Origin of the sequence: Pseudomonas sp. 18173, from assembly GCF_050432945.1 — a bacterium.
Lineage (GTDB): Bacteria > Pseudomonadota > Gammaproteobacteria > Pseudomonadales > Pseudomonadaceae > Aquipseudomonas.
Window position 1 is genome coordinate 20,320 of sequence record NZ_JBKFTN010000008.1, and the last position, 14,886, is coordinate 35,205.

General features: G+C 59.3%; 14 protein-coding genes. 7 read left to right on the forward strand and 7 right to left on the reverse strand.

Annotated features, from left to right (window positions below):
* Positions 1-180: 180 nt before the first annotated feature.
* Positions 181-1,182, reverse strand: a complete 1,002-nt coding sequence (locus ACLD1X_RS11185; protein ID WP_007992839.1) for a phosphate ABC transporter substrate-binding protein PstS — start codon at positions 1,180-1,182, stop codon at positions 181-183.
* Between the two features lie 169 nt (positions 1,183-1,351).
* Complete coding sequence (locus tag ACLD1X_RS11190) at positions 1,352-2,650, reverse strand: MFS transporter (protein ID WP_429367591.1); 1,299 nt, start codon at positions 2,648-2,650, stop codon at positions 1,352-1,354.
* A 364-nt stretch (positions 2,651-3,014) separates the two neighbouring features.
* Here ACLD1X_RS11190 and ACLD1X_RS11195 point away from each other — a divergent pair, with 364 nt between their 5' ends.
* Together ACLD1X_RS11195 and ACLD1X_RS11200 are read left to right on the forward strand one after the other, a co-directional pair.
* A complete protein-coding gene (locus tag ACLD1X_RS11195) occupies positions 3,015-3,419 on the forward strand; it encodes an acyl-CoA thioesterase (RefSeq protein WP_007942704.1) in 405 nt (134 codons plus the stop codon).
* A gap of 67 nt (positions 3,420-3,486) precedes the next feature.
* Positions 3,487-4,386, forward strand: a complete 900-nt coding sequence (locus ACLD1X_RS11200; protein ID WP_429367593.1) for a D-hexose-6-phosphate mutarotase — start codon at positions 3,487-3,489, stop codon at positions 4,384-4,386.
* 134 nt (positions 4,387-4,520) lie between these two features.
* Here the strand turns inward: ACLD1X_RS11200 and ACLD1X_RS11205 are convergent, their stop codons facing one another.
* From ACLD1X_RS11205 to purE, 4 genes are all read right to left on the reverse strand, one after another.
* Positions 4,521-5,057, reverse strand: coding sequence for a DUF3299 domain-containing protein (locus ACLD1X_RS11205; RefSeq protein ID WP_429367595.1), 537 nt, complete (start codon positions 5,055-5,057; stop codon positions 4,521-4,523).
* A gap of 87 nt (positions 5,058-5,144) precedes the next feature.
* Entirely contained in the window at positions 5,145-5,390 is a 246-nt protein-coding gene (locus ACLD1X_RS11210; protein WP_007971735.1) for a GlsB/YeaQ/YmgE family stress response membrane protein, read from the reverse strand.
* A gap of 107 nt (positions 5,391-5,497) precedes the next feature.
* The gene (locus ACLD1X_RS11215) at positions 5,498-6,580 is read right to left on the reverse strand and encodes a 5-(carboxyamino)imidazole ribonucleotide synthase (RefSeq protein ID WP_429367597.1); all 1,083 of its coding nucleotides are present in this window, start codon (positions 6,578-6,580) and stop codon (positions 5,498-5,500) included.
* An 11-nt stretch (positions 6,581-6,591) separates the two neighbouring features.
* Positions 6,592-7,083, reverse strand: coding sequence for a 5-(carboxyamino)imidazole ribonucleotide mutase (purE, locus tag ACLD1X_RS11220; protein WP_007971731.1), 492 nt, complete (start codon positions 7,081-7,083; stop codon positions 6,592-6,594).
* 394 nt (positions 7,084-7,477) lie between these two features.
* On the opposite strand from purE, the gene ACLD1X_RS11225 reads away from it, so the two are divergent.
* On the forward strand, positions 7,478-8,068 hold the full coding sequence (locus ACLD1X_RS11225) for a reprolysin-like metallopeptidase (protein WP_429367600.1): 591 nt from the start codon (positions 7,478-7,480) through the stop codon (positions 8,066-8,068).
* A gap of 35 nt (positions 8,069-8,103) precedes the next feature.
* Here ACLD1X_RS11225 and ACLD1X_RS11230 read toward each other — a convergent pair whose 3' ends face one another.
* Entirely contained in the window at positions 8,104-9,015 is a 912-nt protein-coding gene (locus tag ACLD1X_RS11230) for a LysR substrate-binding domain-containing protein (RefSeq protein WP_429367602.1), read from the reverse strand.
* A gap of 180 nt (positions 9,016-9,195) precedes the next feature.
* On the opposite strand from ACLD1X_RS11230, the gene aspA reads away from it, so the two are divergent.
* The 4 genes from aspA to ACLD1X_RS11250 all read left to right on the forward strand — a co-directional run bounded on the left by aspA (position 9,196) and on the right by ACLD1X_RS11250 (position 14,855).
* A complete protein-coding gene (gene aspA / locus ACLD1X_RS11235) occupies positions 9,196-10,620 on the forward strand; it encodes an aspartate ammonia-lyase (protein WP_003229645.1) in 1,425 nt (474 codons plus the stop codon).
* Positions 10,621-11,083: 463 nt separating this feature from the next.
* Positions 11,084-12,535: an alanine/glycine:cation symporter family protein gene (locus ACLD1X_RS11240; RefSeq protein ID WP_429367604.1), complete on the forward strand. Its 1,452-nt coding sequence runs from the start codon at positions 11,084-11,086 to the stop codon at positions 12,533-12,535.
* A gap of 143 nt (positions 12,536-12,678) precedes the next feature.
* Positions 12,679-13,683: an asparaginase gene (locus tag ACLD1X_RS11245; protein WP_429367606.1), complete on the forward strand. Its 1,005-nt coding sequence runs from the start codon at positions 12,679-12,681 to the stop codon at positions 13,681-13,683.
* Between the two features lie 176 nt (positions 13,684-13,859).
* Complete coding sequence (locus tag ACLD1X_RS11250) at positions 13,860-14,855, forward strand: AraC family transcriptional regulator (protein WP_429367608.1); 996 nt, start codon at positions 13,860-13,862, stop codon at positions 14,853-14,855.
* The last annotated feature ends 31 nt before the right edge of the window (positions 14,856-14,886 follow it).

A 14,886-nucleotide genomic window follows, 5' to 3' on the forward strand; every position in this document is an offset into this window, starting at 1 on the left:
ATTGGCCAGATCATTCATGCGCACACCCTAGCGATCCTGTATGACAGAAAGATGACAATGCAGTGACGCAACAAATCCGCCGCTAGCGGTAACCAGCAGTGGATAGAGAATTTGAGGTGTATGGGGGCGGCTCCTGCCGCCCCCATGTGAGTCCGAGGGGTTCACCTCGGACTCAATTTGTTACTTTTTTGCGACTTCAGCGCCGCCTTCCGCCAGACCCAGGTCAGCCAGAGCTTTGGCAGCTACTTTGGCCGGCAGTGGGATGTAACCGTCTTTCACTACAACTTCCTGGCCCTGTTTCGACAGAACCAGTTTCACGAACTCGGCTTCCAGCGGAGCTAGAGGCTTGTTCGGGGCTTTGTTGACGTAAACGTACAGGAAGCGCGACAGCGGGTACTTGCCGTTCAGGGCGTTTTCTTCGGTGTCTTCGATGAACTCGGTGCTGCCTTTCTTGGACAGGGCAACAGTTTTCACGCTAGCGGTCTTGTAGCCGATGCCCGAGTAACCGATGCCGTTCAGCGAGGAGCTGATCGACTGTACGACCGAAGCCGAACCTGGTTGCTCGTTCACGTTAGGCTTGTAGTCGCCTTTGCACAGTGCTTCTTCCTTGAAGTAGCCGTAGGTGCCGGATACCGAGTTACGACCGAACAGTTGAACCGGCTTGTTGGCCAGGTCGCCGGTCACGCCCAGGTCGCCCCAGGTTTTGACTTCGGTTTTGGCGCCGCACAGACGAGTGGACGAGAAGATCGCGTCAACCTGCTCCATGGTCAGGTGCTGGATCGGGTTGTCCTTGTGTACGAATACAGCCAGGGCGTCCACGGCAACCGGGATAGCGGTTGGCTTGTAGCCGTACTTCTGCTCGAAGGCAGCCAGTTCGGTGTCCTTCATCTTGCGGCTCATCGGGCCCAGGTTGGAGGTGCCTTCAGTCAGCGCAGGTGGCGCAGTGGCAGAGCCAGCGGCCTGAATCTGGATGTTTACGTTCGGGTATTCTTTCTTGTAGTTCTCAGCCCAGAGGGTCATGAGGTTGGCCAGGGTATCGGAGCCGACGCTGGACAGGTTGCCCGACACACCAGTGGTCTTGGTGTAGCTCGGGATAGCAGGGTCAACAGCGGCAACCGCGTTGGCAGTCGCAACGCCAGCAGCGACAAAAGTCATTGCCGCCATCAAACGCTTCAGTTTCATGCCTTACTCCTAGCAGATAGGGTGTGTTAAGTCGGGGCCAAGTATCAGCAGGCCGTGTGAACACTCTATGGCTGAAATATGACAATTGGATGAAAGGCCAGCACTCCACCAGGAAGGCTGGCCTTTCAGTTGTAACTGTAGATGTGAGGAGTGTTGCGATCGTTCGCTATCAGCGGCCCTTTTTCCAGAGATATGCACCTACCAGAATCCCGACCCCGCACAACACCGCCACATAATAAGCAGGCCCCATCGCACTCTCCTTGAGCAACAGGCTGACGATCATCGGCGTCAGGCCGCCGAAAATCGCGTAGGCGACGTTGTAGGAGAACGACAGACCACTGAAACGCACCACTGGCGGGAACGCCTTGACCATCACATACGGCACCGCGCCGATGGTGCCGACCAGCAGACCGGTCAACGCATACATCGGGAACAGCCAGTCGGGGTGATCGGCCAGGTTGTGATAGAAGGTCCAGGAACTGGCCAGCAATGCAGTGCAGCCGAACACGAAGACCCGTCCCGCACCGAAGCGATCCGCCAGTGCGCCGGCGATGATGCAGCCAAAGCTCAGGAATACGATCGCCACGCTATTGGCCTGCAGGGCGGTCGTAGCCGAGAAATGGTAGACCGTCTGCAACACGGTCGGGGTCATCAGGATCAGTACCACGATGGCGGCAGACAGCAGCCAGGTCAGCAGCATTGAAATGGCGATGGCACCACGATGATCACGCAGCACCGCCCGCAACGGCACCTCTTCGGCCAGGGCCTTGCGCAGTTGCAGCTCGGCGAACACCGGAGTTTCGTGCAGCCAGCGACGCAGGTACACCGAGAACAGGCCGAACACGCCGCCAAGCAGGAACGGAATCCGCCAGGCGTAATCCGCCACTTCCATCGGGGTATAGAGACTATTGATCGCCGTGGCGACCAGCGAGCCGAGCAGGATGCCCGCCGTCAGACCGCTGGTCAGGGTGCCGCAGGCGTAGCCGACATGCCGCGGCGGAACGTGTTCGGAAACGAAGACCCACGCCCCCGGCACTTCACCGCCAATGGCGGCGCCCTGGATCACCCGCATCAACAGCAACAGGATGGGTGCCCACATGCCGATCTGCGCATAAGTCGGCAGCAACCCCATGATCAGCGTCGGCACCGCCATCATGAAAATGCTCAGGGTGAACATTTTCTTGCGACCCAGCAGGTCGCCGAAGTGCGCCATCACGATGCCGCCCAGCGGCCGTGCCAGGTAGCCGGCGGCGAAGATGCCGAAGGTCTGCATCAGGCGTAGCCACTCAGGCATGTCCGCCGGGAAGAACAGCTTGCCCACCACCGTGGCGAAGAACACGAAGATGATGAAGTCGTAGAACTCCAGCGCACCGCCCAGGGCAGACAGCGATAGAGTCTTGTAGTCGCTGCGGGTCAGCGGACGTGCGGGTTGGTCTGGCTGCGCGATGCTCGAGGGCGCTGTGGTCATGGCAAGGGCTTCTCTTATAGTCGGATCTGCCACCTCAACAACGCTGGCGGAGGTTTGGGCAGGTCCGGCACGATAGCAAATTGTTCGAAAAAGCACATAGAGGTGCGTTTTTGACGGTCAAAATGAGAACCGGACGGTCGTCGTGGAGTCTACCGACCGATATACTCGCAGCCATACTCCGGTTTTTGAGGGGTTGCTGTGCGAAAACGCCTGTCAGGTTCATAGGCGATTTCGCAGAGTTTCCCTTTAGGCGCCTTATGGAAAACGTGACGAACGTAGTATGTTCGGTGCTGAATCGTTTTTCCCGAAGACGGCTACCACCAGCAATACCAACGAAGAGTCACGGGTCAGAGGCCCCCCCGGCATGATAGAGCTCGAACAAGAAGATCCGATCCCGCAAGGCGACCTGGCCCTGCAAATCACCGCGCTCCCTCGCGAAACCAACGGCTTTGGCGATATTTTCGGCGGCTGGCTGGTGGCGCAGATGGATTTGGCGGGCACCGCGATGGCCAGCAAGGTCGCCGGCGGGCGCGTTGCCACCGTTGCGATCGACCGCATGGCGTTTCTGGTTCCGGTGGCGGTGGGCGCGCAGCTTTCCTTCTATACCCAGGCGCTGGAAATCGGCCGCAGCTCGATCAAGATGATGGTCGAGGTCTGGAGCGACGATCCACTGTCCAGCGAGTGGCGTAAAGTAACCGAAGCGGTGTTTGTGTTCGTTGCCATCGACGGCAGCGGCCGCACCCGTTCGGTTCCGCCCAGGGCTCGATAAGCGCTTTTAAACCTGGTAGCCGTTTTGCGGTCGATAGTCGTCCACGTTACTGATCGAGAGCTGTCCCATGAGCACGCCCAATGTTGAAGCCGTAAAGCTGGATGAACTGAACTGCTGGCGCATCCGCCACGGTCAGGCCGAATTACTGGTAGCCCAGCAAGGCGCGCACATCCTCAGCTATCAACTGGCTGGCCAGCCGCCGCTGATCTGGCTCAACGACGAGGCCGTGTTCAAGACCGGCAAGAGCATCCGTGCCGGCGTGCCGGTGTGCTGGCCGTGGTTCGGCAACCTGTCGCGCAATCCGCAGAGTGTCCAGGCCATGCGCGTCAGCAAGGAAGCACCGGCGGCTCACGGCTTCGTGCGAGCGATGGATTGGGAACTGGGCGGCATCGAAGCCGAAGGCGAAGGCCTGAAGGTCGAGTTCCTCCTGCCCTACCCCGAAGGCGGCTTTCCCGGCTGGCCGCACCAGGTGGACTTGACGCTGAGCATTCGCCTCGACGAGCAATTGCACATTCATCTGACCAGCCACAACCGGGGTGCTGAAACCGTCAGCATCAGCCAGGCGCTGCACAGTTACTTTGCTGTCAGCGATGTGCGCGAAGTTCATGTCGAAGGTGTGGACGGACTCAACTACATCGAAACCCTGGACAACTGGAAAACCGTTACCCAGGCCGGTGACCTGCATTTTACCGGCGAGACCGACCGCATCTACCTCGACGTCCCGCCACAGTTGAGCATCGTCGATCCGGCCTGGGAACGACGCATCGTACTGACCAGCAGTGGGTCGCGTACGGCGGTGATCTGGAACCCGTGGATCGACCGCGCCGCTGCATTCAGTGACATGGCCGACGACGGCTGGCAGCGCATGCTGTGCATCGAGACGGCGAACGTGATGGGTGATGTGGTGAACCTCAAGCCTGGGGCGAGCCACACCTTGGGTGTAAGCATCGCCAGCGCCTCGCTCTAAGCAACACCGAAAACCAATGTGGGAGCGAGCCTGCTCGCGAATTCGAAGTGTCAGATGGCATGAATGTCGCCTGACATGACGCCTTCGCGAGCAGGCTCGCTCCCACGTTGATTGGGGTCAGACTGAAACCTTGTTTACAAATCCGACTCTTTCACCACTCTGACCTTCTCCGCATCCAGCGCATATGCCGCATCGGCCAGGTCATTGCTGACCTTCTCGATTTTCAGCGTGCCGGTGACCCACAGCGGTGTGTAGATGTCGTTCAGCTTCAGGCCTTTTGGATAACGCACCAGCACCAGTTGATTGGGCGGCGGTGGTGGCACGTGGATGCAGGCGCCCGGGTACGGCACCAGGAAGAACAACGTGCTGCGACCCTTGGCATCTGATTCCAATGGCACTGGATAACCGCCAATGCGGATGTTCTTGTCGTTCATCGACGCAACGGTCTTGGTCGAGTACATCACTGCCGGCAAGCCTTTGGCCTGTTTCATTCCACCCTTGTCGGTGAAAGTGCCATTGGCTTCAGGGGAGTTGTGGTCGATTTCAGGCATGGCCTCAAGGGCCTTCTGATCCGACTTGGGCATCAATTCGAGCCAGTCGGTTTCCGGCAGTTCGCCGGCATGGGCAAAGCCCGAACCCAGTAAAACAAGAGTCAGCAAAAGACGGCGCATGAAAGTGCTCGGTAAAGGGAAGAACAGAAAACGCCGAGCATTCTAGCCCTCTCCGCACGCCGCGCAGAGAGGGTTTTGTCGCTTCAATCAGCTCTTTTTGACGAGGCCGTAGATCACCAGTAGCACCACCGCACCTACCAACGCGCCGATGAAGCCTGCGCCTTGACCAGCCTGGTAGATGCCCAATGCCTGGCCGCCGTAAGTGGCCGCCAGCGAACCGCCAATACCGAGCAGGATCGTCATGATCCAGCCCATGCTGTCATCGCCCGGTTTCAGAAACCGCGCCAGCAGACCGACGATCAAGCCGATAAAGATGGTTCCGATAATTCCCATGGCATTTCCCTCAATATGGAGTGGTTATGCCAAAGCCTAGTCAGACTTTGGCATCCTGCCATGAGAGAACGGTGCAATCGCAATGGTTCCACCGCTGCCACATGAAACTATTCGGCGATCAGCGCCTCGACCTTGAGGATCTGCGCGGCCAGCGTCTCGCGATCTACGCAACGCAGGTTGGCGTGACCGACCTTGCGACCGACCTTGAATGCCTTGCCGTAGTGATGCAGATGGCAATCGGCGATAGCCAGGACTCTTTCAGTCTCTGGCACTTTACCGATGAAGTTGACCATCGCGCTTTCGCCAACCTTGGCAGTCGAACCCAGCGGCAGACCGGCAACGGCCCGCAGGTGGTTTTCAAACTGGCTGCACTCGGCACCTTCGGTGGTCCAGTGCCCGGAGTTGTGTACGCGCGGGGCAATTTCGTTGGCCTTGAGGCCACCGTCGACTTCAAAGAACTCGAAGGCCATCACGCCGACGTAATCCAGCTGCTTGAGCACACGGCTGGAGTAGTCTTCGGCCAAGGCTTGCAGCGGGTGATCGGTGCTGGCCACGGACAGCTTGAGGATGCCGCTGTCGTGGGTGTTGTGTACCAGCGGGTAGAAGCGGGTTTCACCATCGCGGGCACGCACGGCGATCAGTGAGACTTCGCCGGTGAACGGCACGAAACCTTCCAGCAGGCAGGCCACACTGCCGAGCTCGGCGAAGGTACCGACCACATCTTGCGCAGTGCGCAGGACTTTCTGACCCTTGCCGTCGTAACCCAGGGTACGGGTTTTCAGCACCGCCGGCAGACCGATGGAAGCCACGGCAGCGTCCAGGTCGGCCTGGGACTGAATGTCGGCGAACGCCGGGGTAGGAATCCCCAGGTCCTTGAACATGCTCTTCTCGAACCAGCGATCGCGGGCGATGCGCAGGGCTTCGGCGCTTGGGTAGACCGGGACGAATTGCGAGAGGAACGCGACGGTTTCCGCCGGGACGCTTTCGAACTCGAAAGTCACCAGATCGACTTCATCGGCCAGCTGGCGCAGGTGATCCTGATCGCCGTAATCGGCTCGCAGGTGTTCGCCCAACGCGGCTGCGCAAGCATCCGGCGCCGGGTCCAGAAAAGCGAAGTTCATGCCCAGCGGAGTGCCCGCCAGCGCCAACATGCGACCAAGCTGGCCGCCACCGATTACACCGATCTTCATCGTCAACAACCTCAGGCGATGCGTGGGTCTGGATTTTCCAGGACGCTGTCTGTCTGCTCAGCACGGAAAGTTTTCAGCACCGCGTGGAATTGCGGGTGCTTGGCGCCAAGGATACTCGCCGACAGCAGCGCTGCGTTGATCGCGCCGGCCTTGCCGATGGCCAGGGTGGCGACCGGAATGCCCGCAGGCATCTGCACGATGGAGAGCAGCGAGTCGACACCCGAGAGCATCGCCGACTGCACCGGCACGCCCAGCACGGGCAGGTGGGTCTTGGCCGCACACATGCCAGGCAAGTGGGCCGCGCCACCGGCACCGGCAATGATCACCTCGATGCCACGCGCCTCGGCTTCTTCAGCGTACTGGAACAGCAGGTCCGGGGTGCGGTGGGCAGAGACCACTTTCACCTCGTAAGGGATGCCGAGCTTTTCCAGCATATCGGCGGTGTGGCTAAGGGTGGACCAATCGGACTTGGAGCCCATGATCACGCCAACCAGTGCACTCATCGTCGTGCCTCTTCTCTCTGGGCGCCCGCAGGCGCGTCAAAAAACAACAAGCCACGCAAAAAGCGTGGCTTGAATGTACGAATTATGGCCGGTCGTAACCGGCCGAAGGCCGCGCAGTATACCTCAATGACGCAGATAAACAGCCCCCGTGGCGACCATCTGTCATGCCATCGAGAATTCCATGCATCTTGACTATCAAGTCAACCATTAGATTCCGGGATGTCACAACGTGCTTGATTGCTTACTTCAATAAACTTCGTAACTTTCATCACCATTAGCTTCCGATTTCTTGAGCTTTTAAATATTAAAAAACAAACTATAACTGGTTAAAAATCTGTAGAAAATTTAGCTTCAAAGGGCAGAAAATCTTAATCAAACATGGAGTTCAACAGATATGAAAAAAACAATCACCATAATGGTCATCATTCACAGCGATTTACAGGATTGTAAAAAAAACAAATTATACGCCGATTACTTTGCCTGGCTTAAAACCGAACTCGAACTCATCTCGGGACGTGAAGTCCTGATTTTAATGTACCACCATGACGAGGCTCCAAAACTGGCCGGATACAACTATAGAAATGAGAATGAACAAGCCGCACTACAAGGCTGGAGAGATCTGGTACACGACTTGTATTCAAAAACTTCAAACAGGGACCGTGATGAAGCGAATCTCACCAAGTATCTCTTGCTGACCCGAGACAACATCAACGAACAGCTCGGCGGAGTTCTCGGGTGGATAGGCGGAGTTGCCATGTTTGAAGGTCATTGCGCAATCGCGTCGATCGGCTCTTACCGAACTCCCGCACATGAAATAGGTCATATGCTTGGCGCGACCCACGAAGACAGTGAAGTTGTCTATGACGGCTGGTGGCACGACACAATCATGCTCAGCGATGAGTTTTCTCTTGCTCGTGGAAACGTTTACCGCTTCAGCGACAAGAACAGGGAAAATATTCGCAATTATCTAAATCGCTTTTCATAAGTTCAGTCGCCTTGCGATAGTTGCCACAAACACTCTCACGAAGCCGAGCCAGCCGCCCCGCCCTCCAACTTGCGCCACAACAACCGCACGTTCGCCTTGCGCACCAGCGCACAGCGATACAGGCGAATCTCCAGCGGTACATGCCATTGCGGCCCACCACAGACCACCAGTTCACCGCGCGCCAATTCGGCGCGCACACTGAGCTGCGGCACCCAGGCAATGCCCAGGCCTTCGAGCGCCATGCTCTTGAGGCTGTCGGCCATGGCAGTTTCGTAAATGGTGGTGAAACGCAGCGCCCGTTGCCGTAGCAGCATGTTCACCGAACGACCGAGGAACGCACCGGCGCTGTAGGCCAGCAGCGGCACACTGGCTTCGCCTTCCAGATCGAACAGCGGCTTGCCATCGGCATCCGCCGCACACACCGGAAGCATTTCGGTGTGCCCCAGGTGAAGTGAAGGGAAGATTTCCGGGTCCATCTGCATCGCCGCATCCGGGTCGTAGAACGCCAGCATCAGATCGCAACCGCCCTCGCGCAGCGCATGCACCGCGTCGCCGACGTTGGTCGCGACCAGGCGCGTGGCGATGTTCAAGCCTTCGTTGCGCAGTTGGGCGATCCAGCGCGGAAAGAAACCGAGCGCCAGGGAGTGCGCGGCAGCCACCTGCATGACTTCGCCCTGCCCGCCTTCCAGGTGATGCAGGTGACGCAGCACTTCACCCAATTGCTCGACCACAGTTCGCGCAGTGACCAGAAACAATTGCCCTGCCGCAGTCAACTCGATCGGCGTGCGGGAGCGGTTGACCAAGGTCAGCCCCAGCGCAGCCTCAAGGCTGCGGATTCGCCGACTGAACGCAGGCTGCGTCACGAAACGCCGCTCGGCTGCCTGGGAGAAACTGCGGGTGGCGGCCAGGGCACTAAAGTCCTCCAGCCATTTGCTTTCCAGATTCATCACGTCCTCCCGGACACGCACCAATTTAGGTCACACGCTTGCCGTCAACACGGCGTCACACGGGCATTATGCCGAATGTGCATAGGCTAGTGTTTAACAGCATTGGCCCAAAATTTTGCACAAGCCTAGCATTCACAGCGTTCCGGCACAGACCGGGTCCATATTGAGATGATTTCTATCATGTCCTCCGCTGCATCATTCCGCACAGAAAATGACCTGCTTGGCGCTCTCGAAGTACCGGCTCAAGCGTATTACGGTATCCAGACCCTGCGAGCGGTGAATAACTTCCGCCTTTCGGGCGTTCCGATTTCGCACTACCCGAAACTGGTTGTCGGCCTGGCCATGGTCAAACAGGCCGCCGCTGACGCCAACCGCGAGTTGGGTCACCTGAGCGAAGCCAAGCACGCGGCCATCAGCGAAGCCTGTGCACGTTTGATCCGCGGCGACTTCCACGAAGAGTTCGTGGTGGACATGATTCAAGGCGGCGCTGGCACTTCGACCAACATGAATGCCAACGAAGTGATCGCCAACATCGCGCTGGAGGCCATGGGTCACCAGAAAGGCGAGTACCAGTACCTGCACCCGAACGACGACGTCAACATGGCGCAGTCGACCAACGACGCCTACCCGACGGCGATCCGTCTGGGCCTGCTGCTCGGTCATGACGCCTTGCTCGCCAGCCTCGACAGCCTGATTCAGGCATTCGCGGCCAAGGGTGAAGAATTCAACCACGTCCTGAAGATGGGTCGTACCCAGTTGCAAGACGCCGTGCCGATGACCCTGGGTCAAGAGTTCCGCGCTTTCGCCACCACGATGGGCGAAGACCTGGCCCGTCTGAAGACGCTGGCTCCGGAACTGCTGACCGAAGTGAATCTGGGCGGCACCGCGATCGGCACCGGCATCAACGCCGACCCGCGCTATCAGGCCCTGGCCGTACAGCGTCTGGCCCTGATCAGCGGTCAACCGCTGGTTCCAGCCGCCGACCTGATCGAGGCCACCTCCGACATGGGCGCCTTCGTGCTGTTCTCCGGCATGCTCAAGCGCACTGCGGTCAAGCTGTCGAAGATCTGCAACGACCTGCGCCTGCTGTCCAGCGGCCCACGCACCGGCATCAACGAAATCAACCTGCCAGCACGTCAGCCAGGCAGCTCGATCATGCCAGGCAAGGTCAACCCGGTGATCCCGGAAGCCGTGAACCAGGTTGCGTTCCAGGTCATCGGTAACGATCTGGCGCTGACCATGGCAGCCGAAGGCGGCCAACTGCAACTGAACGTGATGGAGCCGCTGATCGCTTTCAAGATCCTCGACTCGATCCGCCTGCTGCAACGCGCCATGGACATGCTGCGCGAGCACTGCATCGTCGGCATCACCGCCAACGAAGCGCGCTGCCGTGAACTGGTCGAGCACTCGATCGGTCTGGTCACCGCACTGAACCCGTACATCGGCTACAAAAACGCCACCCGCATCGCCCGTATCGCCCTTGAAAGCGGCCGCGGCGTGCTGGAACTGGTGCGCGAAGAAGGTCTGCTCGACGAAGCCATGCTCGCCGACATCCTGCGCCCGGAAAACATGATTGCTCCGCGCCTGGTGCCTCTGAAGGCATAACCCGACGCGTTATCTGTAGCACCGCTCACCAGGTCGAGGGACTAGACACCTCTCACCTTTTGAGGGCTTGGAGATCACTCTCCAGGCCCTTTTTTTTAACTGTTTGTAGGAGCAGCCGGTCGACGCTCGATTGCTCGCGAATGATCGTTAACGATAACGCGTTAAACCTGATGGCCAGCGTTGCCCTTCAGTTTTTCGCGAGCAAGCTCGCTCCTACAGGAGACGAATGCACCACAACCGTGCAGACGGACGGCACTGTCATCGGTATAGTGCCGCCCCTCTTCGCGTGAGCGGTCGTCGGTAGCGAGACCACAACCCATGCGAAACCCGAACTAATAACAAACCCGCGATATGAAACCGGGACGAACTTCGAACCGCCCTTAGTGCCGTGCGCCAAGGGGTGTAACTCGATGCGTCTACCCGGCCAGCATTTGCCTACACAAAAAACAGCGAGGAATAATCCATGCTCGAAGTCATTAACGACTTCCTCTCAGGGAAAGTACTGATCGGGCTCATTGTCGGGCTCGGTAGCTACTTCACGATCCGCTCGCGTTTCGTTCAATTGCGTCACTTCTTCCACATGTTCGCGGTGTTCCGCGACAGTCTCAAAAGCAGTGCCGGGCAACTCAGTTCATTCCAGGCCCTGATGCTCAGCCTCGCCGGCCGCGTCGGTGCAGGCAACATTGCCGGTGTCGGCATTGCCGTGACCCTCGGTGGGCCGGGAGCGGTGTTCTGGATGTGGGTGACCGCACTGGTCGGCATGTCCAGCAGCTTCTTCGAATGCTCTCTCGGCCAGCTTTACAAACGCACCGATTCGGATGGCACGTTCCGTGGCGGCCCGTCCTACTACATCCAGCATGGCCTGCAAAAACGCTGGTTGGGGATGATCATGGCGTTTCTGCTGCTGATCACCTTCGGCTTCGCCTTCAACGGCCTGCAATCCCATGCCGTCACGCACTCGCTGAACAACGCGTTCGGCCTGGACACGACCTACACCGGCATCGGCCTGGCCGTACTGCTGGGCCTGGTGTTCATCGGCGGGATCAAGCGCATCGCCAAGGTCGCTGACCTGCTGGTGCCCGTGAAGACCCTGGTGTACATCGGCGTGACCATTTATGTGATCGTGCTGCAGTTCGACCAGGTGCCGGGCATGCTGATGACCATCGTCAAGAGTGCCTTCGGCCTCGACCAGGCTTTCGGCGGGCTGATCGGCAGCGCGATTATCATGGGCGTGAAGCGTGGCGTGTTCGCCAACGAAGCGGGCCTTGGCAGTGCGCCGAACGTGGCGGCGGTCGCGGCGGTCGAGCACCCGGTGGCACAGGGTGTGGTGCAGGCGTTCAGCGTGTTCCTCGACACCTTCGTGATCTGCACCTGCACCGCGCTGCTGATCCTGCTCTCGGGTTTCTACACTCCGGGCTTCGAAGGCGACGGCATTGCCCTGACCCAGAACTCGCTGGCCGCCGTGGTCGGTGACTGGGGCCGGATGTTCATCTCCGTGGCCCTGGCGTTGTTCGTGTTCACCTCGATCCTCTACAACTACTATCTGGGCGAGAGCAACCTGCGCTTTTTGATCGGTGAAAACCGCAAGGCGCTGATGGGCTATCGCGCACTGGTATTGGTCCTGATTTTCTGGGGTGCCATCGAAAACCTCGGCACGGTGTTCGCCTTCGCCGACATCACCATGACCATGCTCGCGTTCGTCAACCTGATCGCCTTGTTCCTGCTGTTCAAGGTCGGCATGCGCATCCTGCGTGACTACGATGACCAGCGCGCCGCAGGCATCACCACACCGGTATTCGATTCGAGCAAATTCCCGGATCTGGACCTGGACCTGAAAGCCTGGCCGGCGAACCCGCCAGCACCAGCCGCCAAGGCTGAAGCAGAGCCACAAGGCGTACCCGCAGCGCAACGCTGATCGGTTAAAGTGCGCAAAACGCCTTGTGGGAGCGAGCCTGCTCGCGAAGAGGGAGTGTCAGACGACATTGATGTTGGCTGATACACCGCTTTCGCGAGCAGGCTCGCTCCCACAAGGGACGTCATCGCTCCCGGAGAGTCTCCATGAAATCCTCGACCTACCCTGCCGCCCAGCACGTCATGGTGCTCTACACCGGCGGCACCATCGGCATGCAGGCCAGCGCCCATGGCCTGGCCCCGGCATCCGGTTTCGAAGCGCGGATGCGAGAGTATCTGCACAGCCAACCCGATCTGGTGGTACCACAGTGGCGCTTTCGCGAGATGTCGCCGCTGATCGACAGCGCCAACATGACCCCGATGTATTGGCAGCAGCTGCGTGAAGCGGTAGTCGATGCGGTGGATGTCCAGGGCTGCGACAGCGTGCTGATCCTGCATGGCACCGACACCCTGGCCTACAGTGCCGCCGCCATGAGTTTCCAGCTGCTCGGCCTGCATGCCCGCGTGTGCTTCACAGGCTCCATGCTGCCGGCCGGCGTCACCGACAGCGACGCCTGGGAAAACCTCGGCGGCGCGCTGGTTGCACTGGGTCAGGGCATAGCGCCGGGCGTGCATCTGTACTTCCATGGCGAACTGCTGGACCCGACCCGCTGCGCCAAGGTACGCAGTTTTGGCCGTCATCCGTTCAAGCGGCTGGTGCGTCAGGGTGGTGGTCTGAAAGCTGCCTCGATACCGGCGCAATTGAACTACAACCAGCCGAAGCAATTGGCGAAGGTCGCGGTATTGCCGCTGTTTCCTGGCATCGGCTCCGAACAACTGGATGGCCTGCTCAACAGCGGTATCCAGGGTCTGGTGCTGGAATGTTATGGCAGCGGTACCGGGCCCAGCGACAACCCCGGGTTTCTCGCCAGCCTCGGTCGGGCACGGGACAATGGCGTGGTGGTGGTCGCGGTCACGCAATGCCATGAAGGTGGCGTGAAGCTCGACGTGTACGAGGCAGGCAGCCGCTTGCGTGACGCCGGTCTGTTGTCTGGTGGCGGCATGACTCGTGAGGCTGCGTTTGGCAAGTTGCACGGGTTGCTCGGTGCGGGTCTTGAAACGGCTGAAGTTCGCCGTCTCGTTGAACTGGACCTGTGCGGCGAACTGAGCTGACACCACACAAAACACCTGTAGGAGCGAGCCTGCTCGCGATGGTCGTGAACGATAACGCGTAAAACCAGATGCCCAGCGGCGCCTTTGAGTTTTTCGCGAGCAAGCTCGCTCCTACAGTTTTTGTGCCTCGGCATATAACTTGCTGTGCTCCAGCCATCCCAAGGCTGGAAGTCCTTATGCTTCACTCCCACCTCACCACCCTCAACGCCGTCTCCCTGGTACTCGATGCCTTCAAGGCACAAGGCTTGTCCAGCGAGGCGCTGCTGGCCGGCAGCGGCATCAGTGCGGCGGATCTGAACCGCGCAGACACACGCATCACCACCAATCAGGAAATGCAGGTCTGTGCCAACGCCGTCGCCCTCAAGCGTGACATCGGCCTGGAACTGGGCCGGCGGATGCACGTTTCCTGCTACGGCATACTCGGTTACGCCTTGCTCACCAGTGCCACCTTCGGTGACGCTTTGCGTCTGGCGATGCGTTATCCGGCGCTGCTGGGAACACTGTTCGAGCTGAGTCTGGAGGACGATGGCGAGCGCATCTGGTTCGCCGCCGCCGATTACCGCGAGAGCCCGGCCATGGCGGTGTTCAATGCCGAGTTCTGCCTGGTGTCGCTGAAAGTCACCTGCGACGATTTGCTTGGCCATCCCTTGCCCTTGCTCGGCGCACGCTTCGAACATACCGCGCCCGACTACGAAACGAGCTACGCCGAACACTTCGATTGCCCTGTGCATTTCGGCGCACGCAACAATGCCTTCGCCTTTGACAAGCGCTGGCTCGAGCAGCCGTTGCCGCTGGCCGATGTGATCACCCATCAAGCCATGGCCGAACGCTGCCGCAAACAGAACATCGAGTTCACCGGGCGCCAGGCCTGGCTCGGGCGGATTCGCCAATTGCTCAGCGCGCAATTGAATGCAGCGCCGGGGCTGGAAGGCCTGGCCGAGCAGATGAATTGCTCGGCGCGGACCTTGCGCCGGCATCTCAAGGACATGGGTTGTAGTTACCAGGAGCTGCTCGACGAACTGCGCTTTGAGCAGGCCAAGCAAATGCTGTGTGAGGATCAACTGCCGATCTATCAAATCGCCGAGGCCCTGGGCTTCAGCGAGACCGCCAGTTTTCGCCATGCCTTTGTGCGCTGGAGCGGTGTCGCGCCGAGTCAGTTCAGGCCGCACTGACAACCCTTGCGCCAACAAGGGGCGAATTTCG

What these genes read in the sequence shown, in the direction of transcription:
- ACLD1X_RS11250 (WP_429367608.1), top strand. Translation starts at nt 13,860, where the DNA reads ATGCTTCACTCCCACCTCACCACCCTCAACGCCGTCTCCCTGGTACTC.
- ACLD1X_RS11195 (WP_007942704.1), top strand. Translation starts at nt 3,015, where the DNA reads ATGATAGAGCTCGAACAAGAAGATCCGATCCCGCAAGGCGACCTGGCC.
- aspA (WP_003229645.1), top strand. Translation starts at nt 9,196, where the DNA reads ATGTCCTCCGCTGCATCATTCCGCACAGAAAATGACCTGCTTGGCGCT.
- ACLD1X_RS11230 (WP_429367602.1), bottom strand. Translation starts at nt 9,015, where the DNA reads ATGAATCTGGAAAGCAAATGGCTGGAGGACTTTAGTGCCCTGGCCGCC.
- ACLD1X_RS11215 (WP_429367597.1), bottom strand. Translation starts at nt 6,580, where the DNA reads ATGAAGATCGGTGTAATCGGTGGCGGCCAGCTTGGTCGCATGTTGGCG.
- ACLD1X_RS11205 (WP_429367595.1), bottom strand. Translation starts at nt 5,057, where the DNA reads ATGCGCCGTCTTTTGCTGACTCTTGTTTTACTGGGTTCGGGCTTTGCC.
- purE (WP_007971731.1), bottom strand. Translation starts at nt 7,083, where the DNA reads ATGAGTGCACTGGTTGGCGTGATCATGGGCTCCAAGTCCGATTGGTCC.
- ACLD1X_RS11245 (WP_429367606.1), top strand. Translation starts at nt 12,679, where the DNA reads ATGAAATCCTCGACCTACCCTGCCGCCCAGCACGTCATGGTGCTCTAC.
- ACLD1X_RS11240 (WP_429367604.1), top strand. Translation starts at nt 11,084, where the DNA reads ATGCTCGAAGTCATTAACGACTTCCTCTCAGGGAAAGTACTGATCGGG.
- ACLD1X_RS11185 (WP_007992839.1), bottom strand. Translation starts at nt 1,182, where the DNA reads ATGAAACTGAAGCGTTTGATGGCGGCAATGACTTTTGTCGCTGCTGGC.
- ACLD1X_RS11200 (WP_429367593.1), top strand. Translation starts at nt 3,487, where the DNA reads ATGAGCACGCCCAATGTTGAAGCCGTAAAGCTGGATGAACTGAACTGC.
- ACLD1X_RS11210 (WP_007971735.1), bottom strand. Translation starts at nt 5,390, where the DNA reads ATGGGAATTATCGGAACCATCTTTATCGGCTTGATCGTCGGTCTGCTG.
- ACLD1X_RS11225 (WP_429367600.1), top strand. Translation starts at nt 7,478, where the DNA reads ATGAAAAAAACAATCACCATAATGGTCATCATTCACAGCGATTTACAG.
- ACLD1X_RS11190 (WP_429367591.1), bottom strand. Translation starts at nt 2,650, where the DNA reads ATGACCACAGCGCCCTCGAGCATCGCGCAGCCAGACCAACCCGCACGT.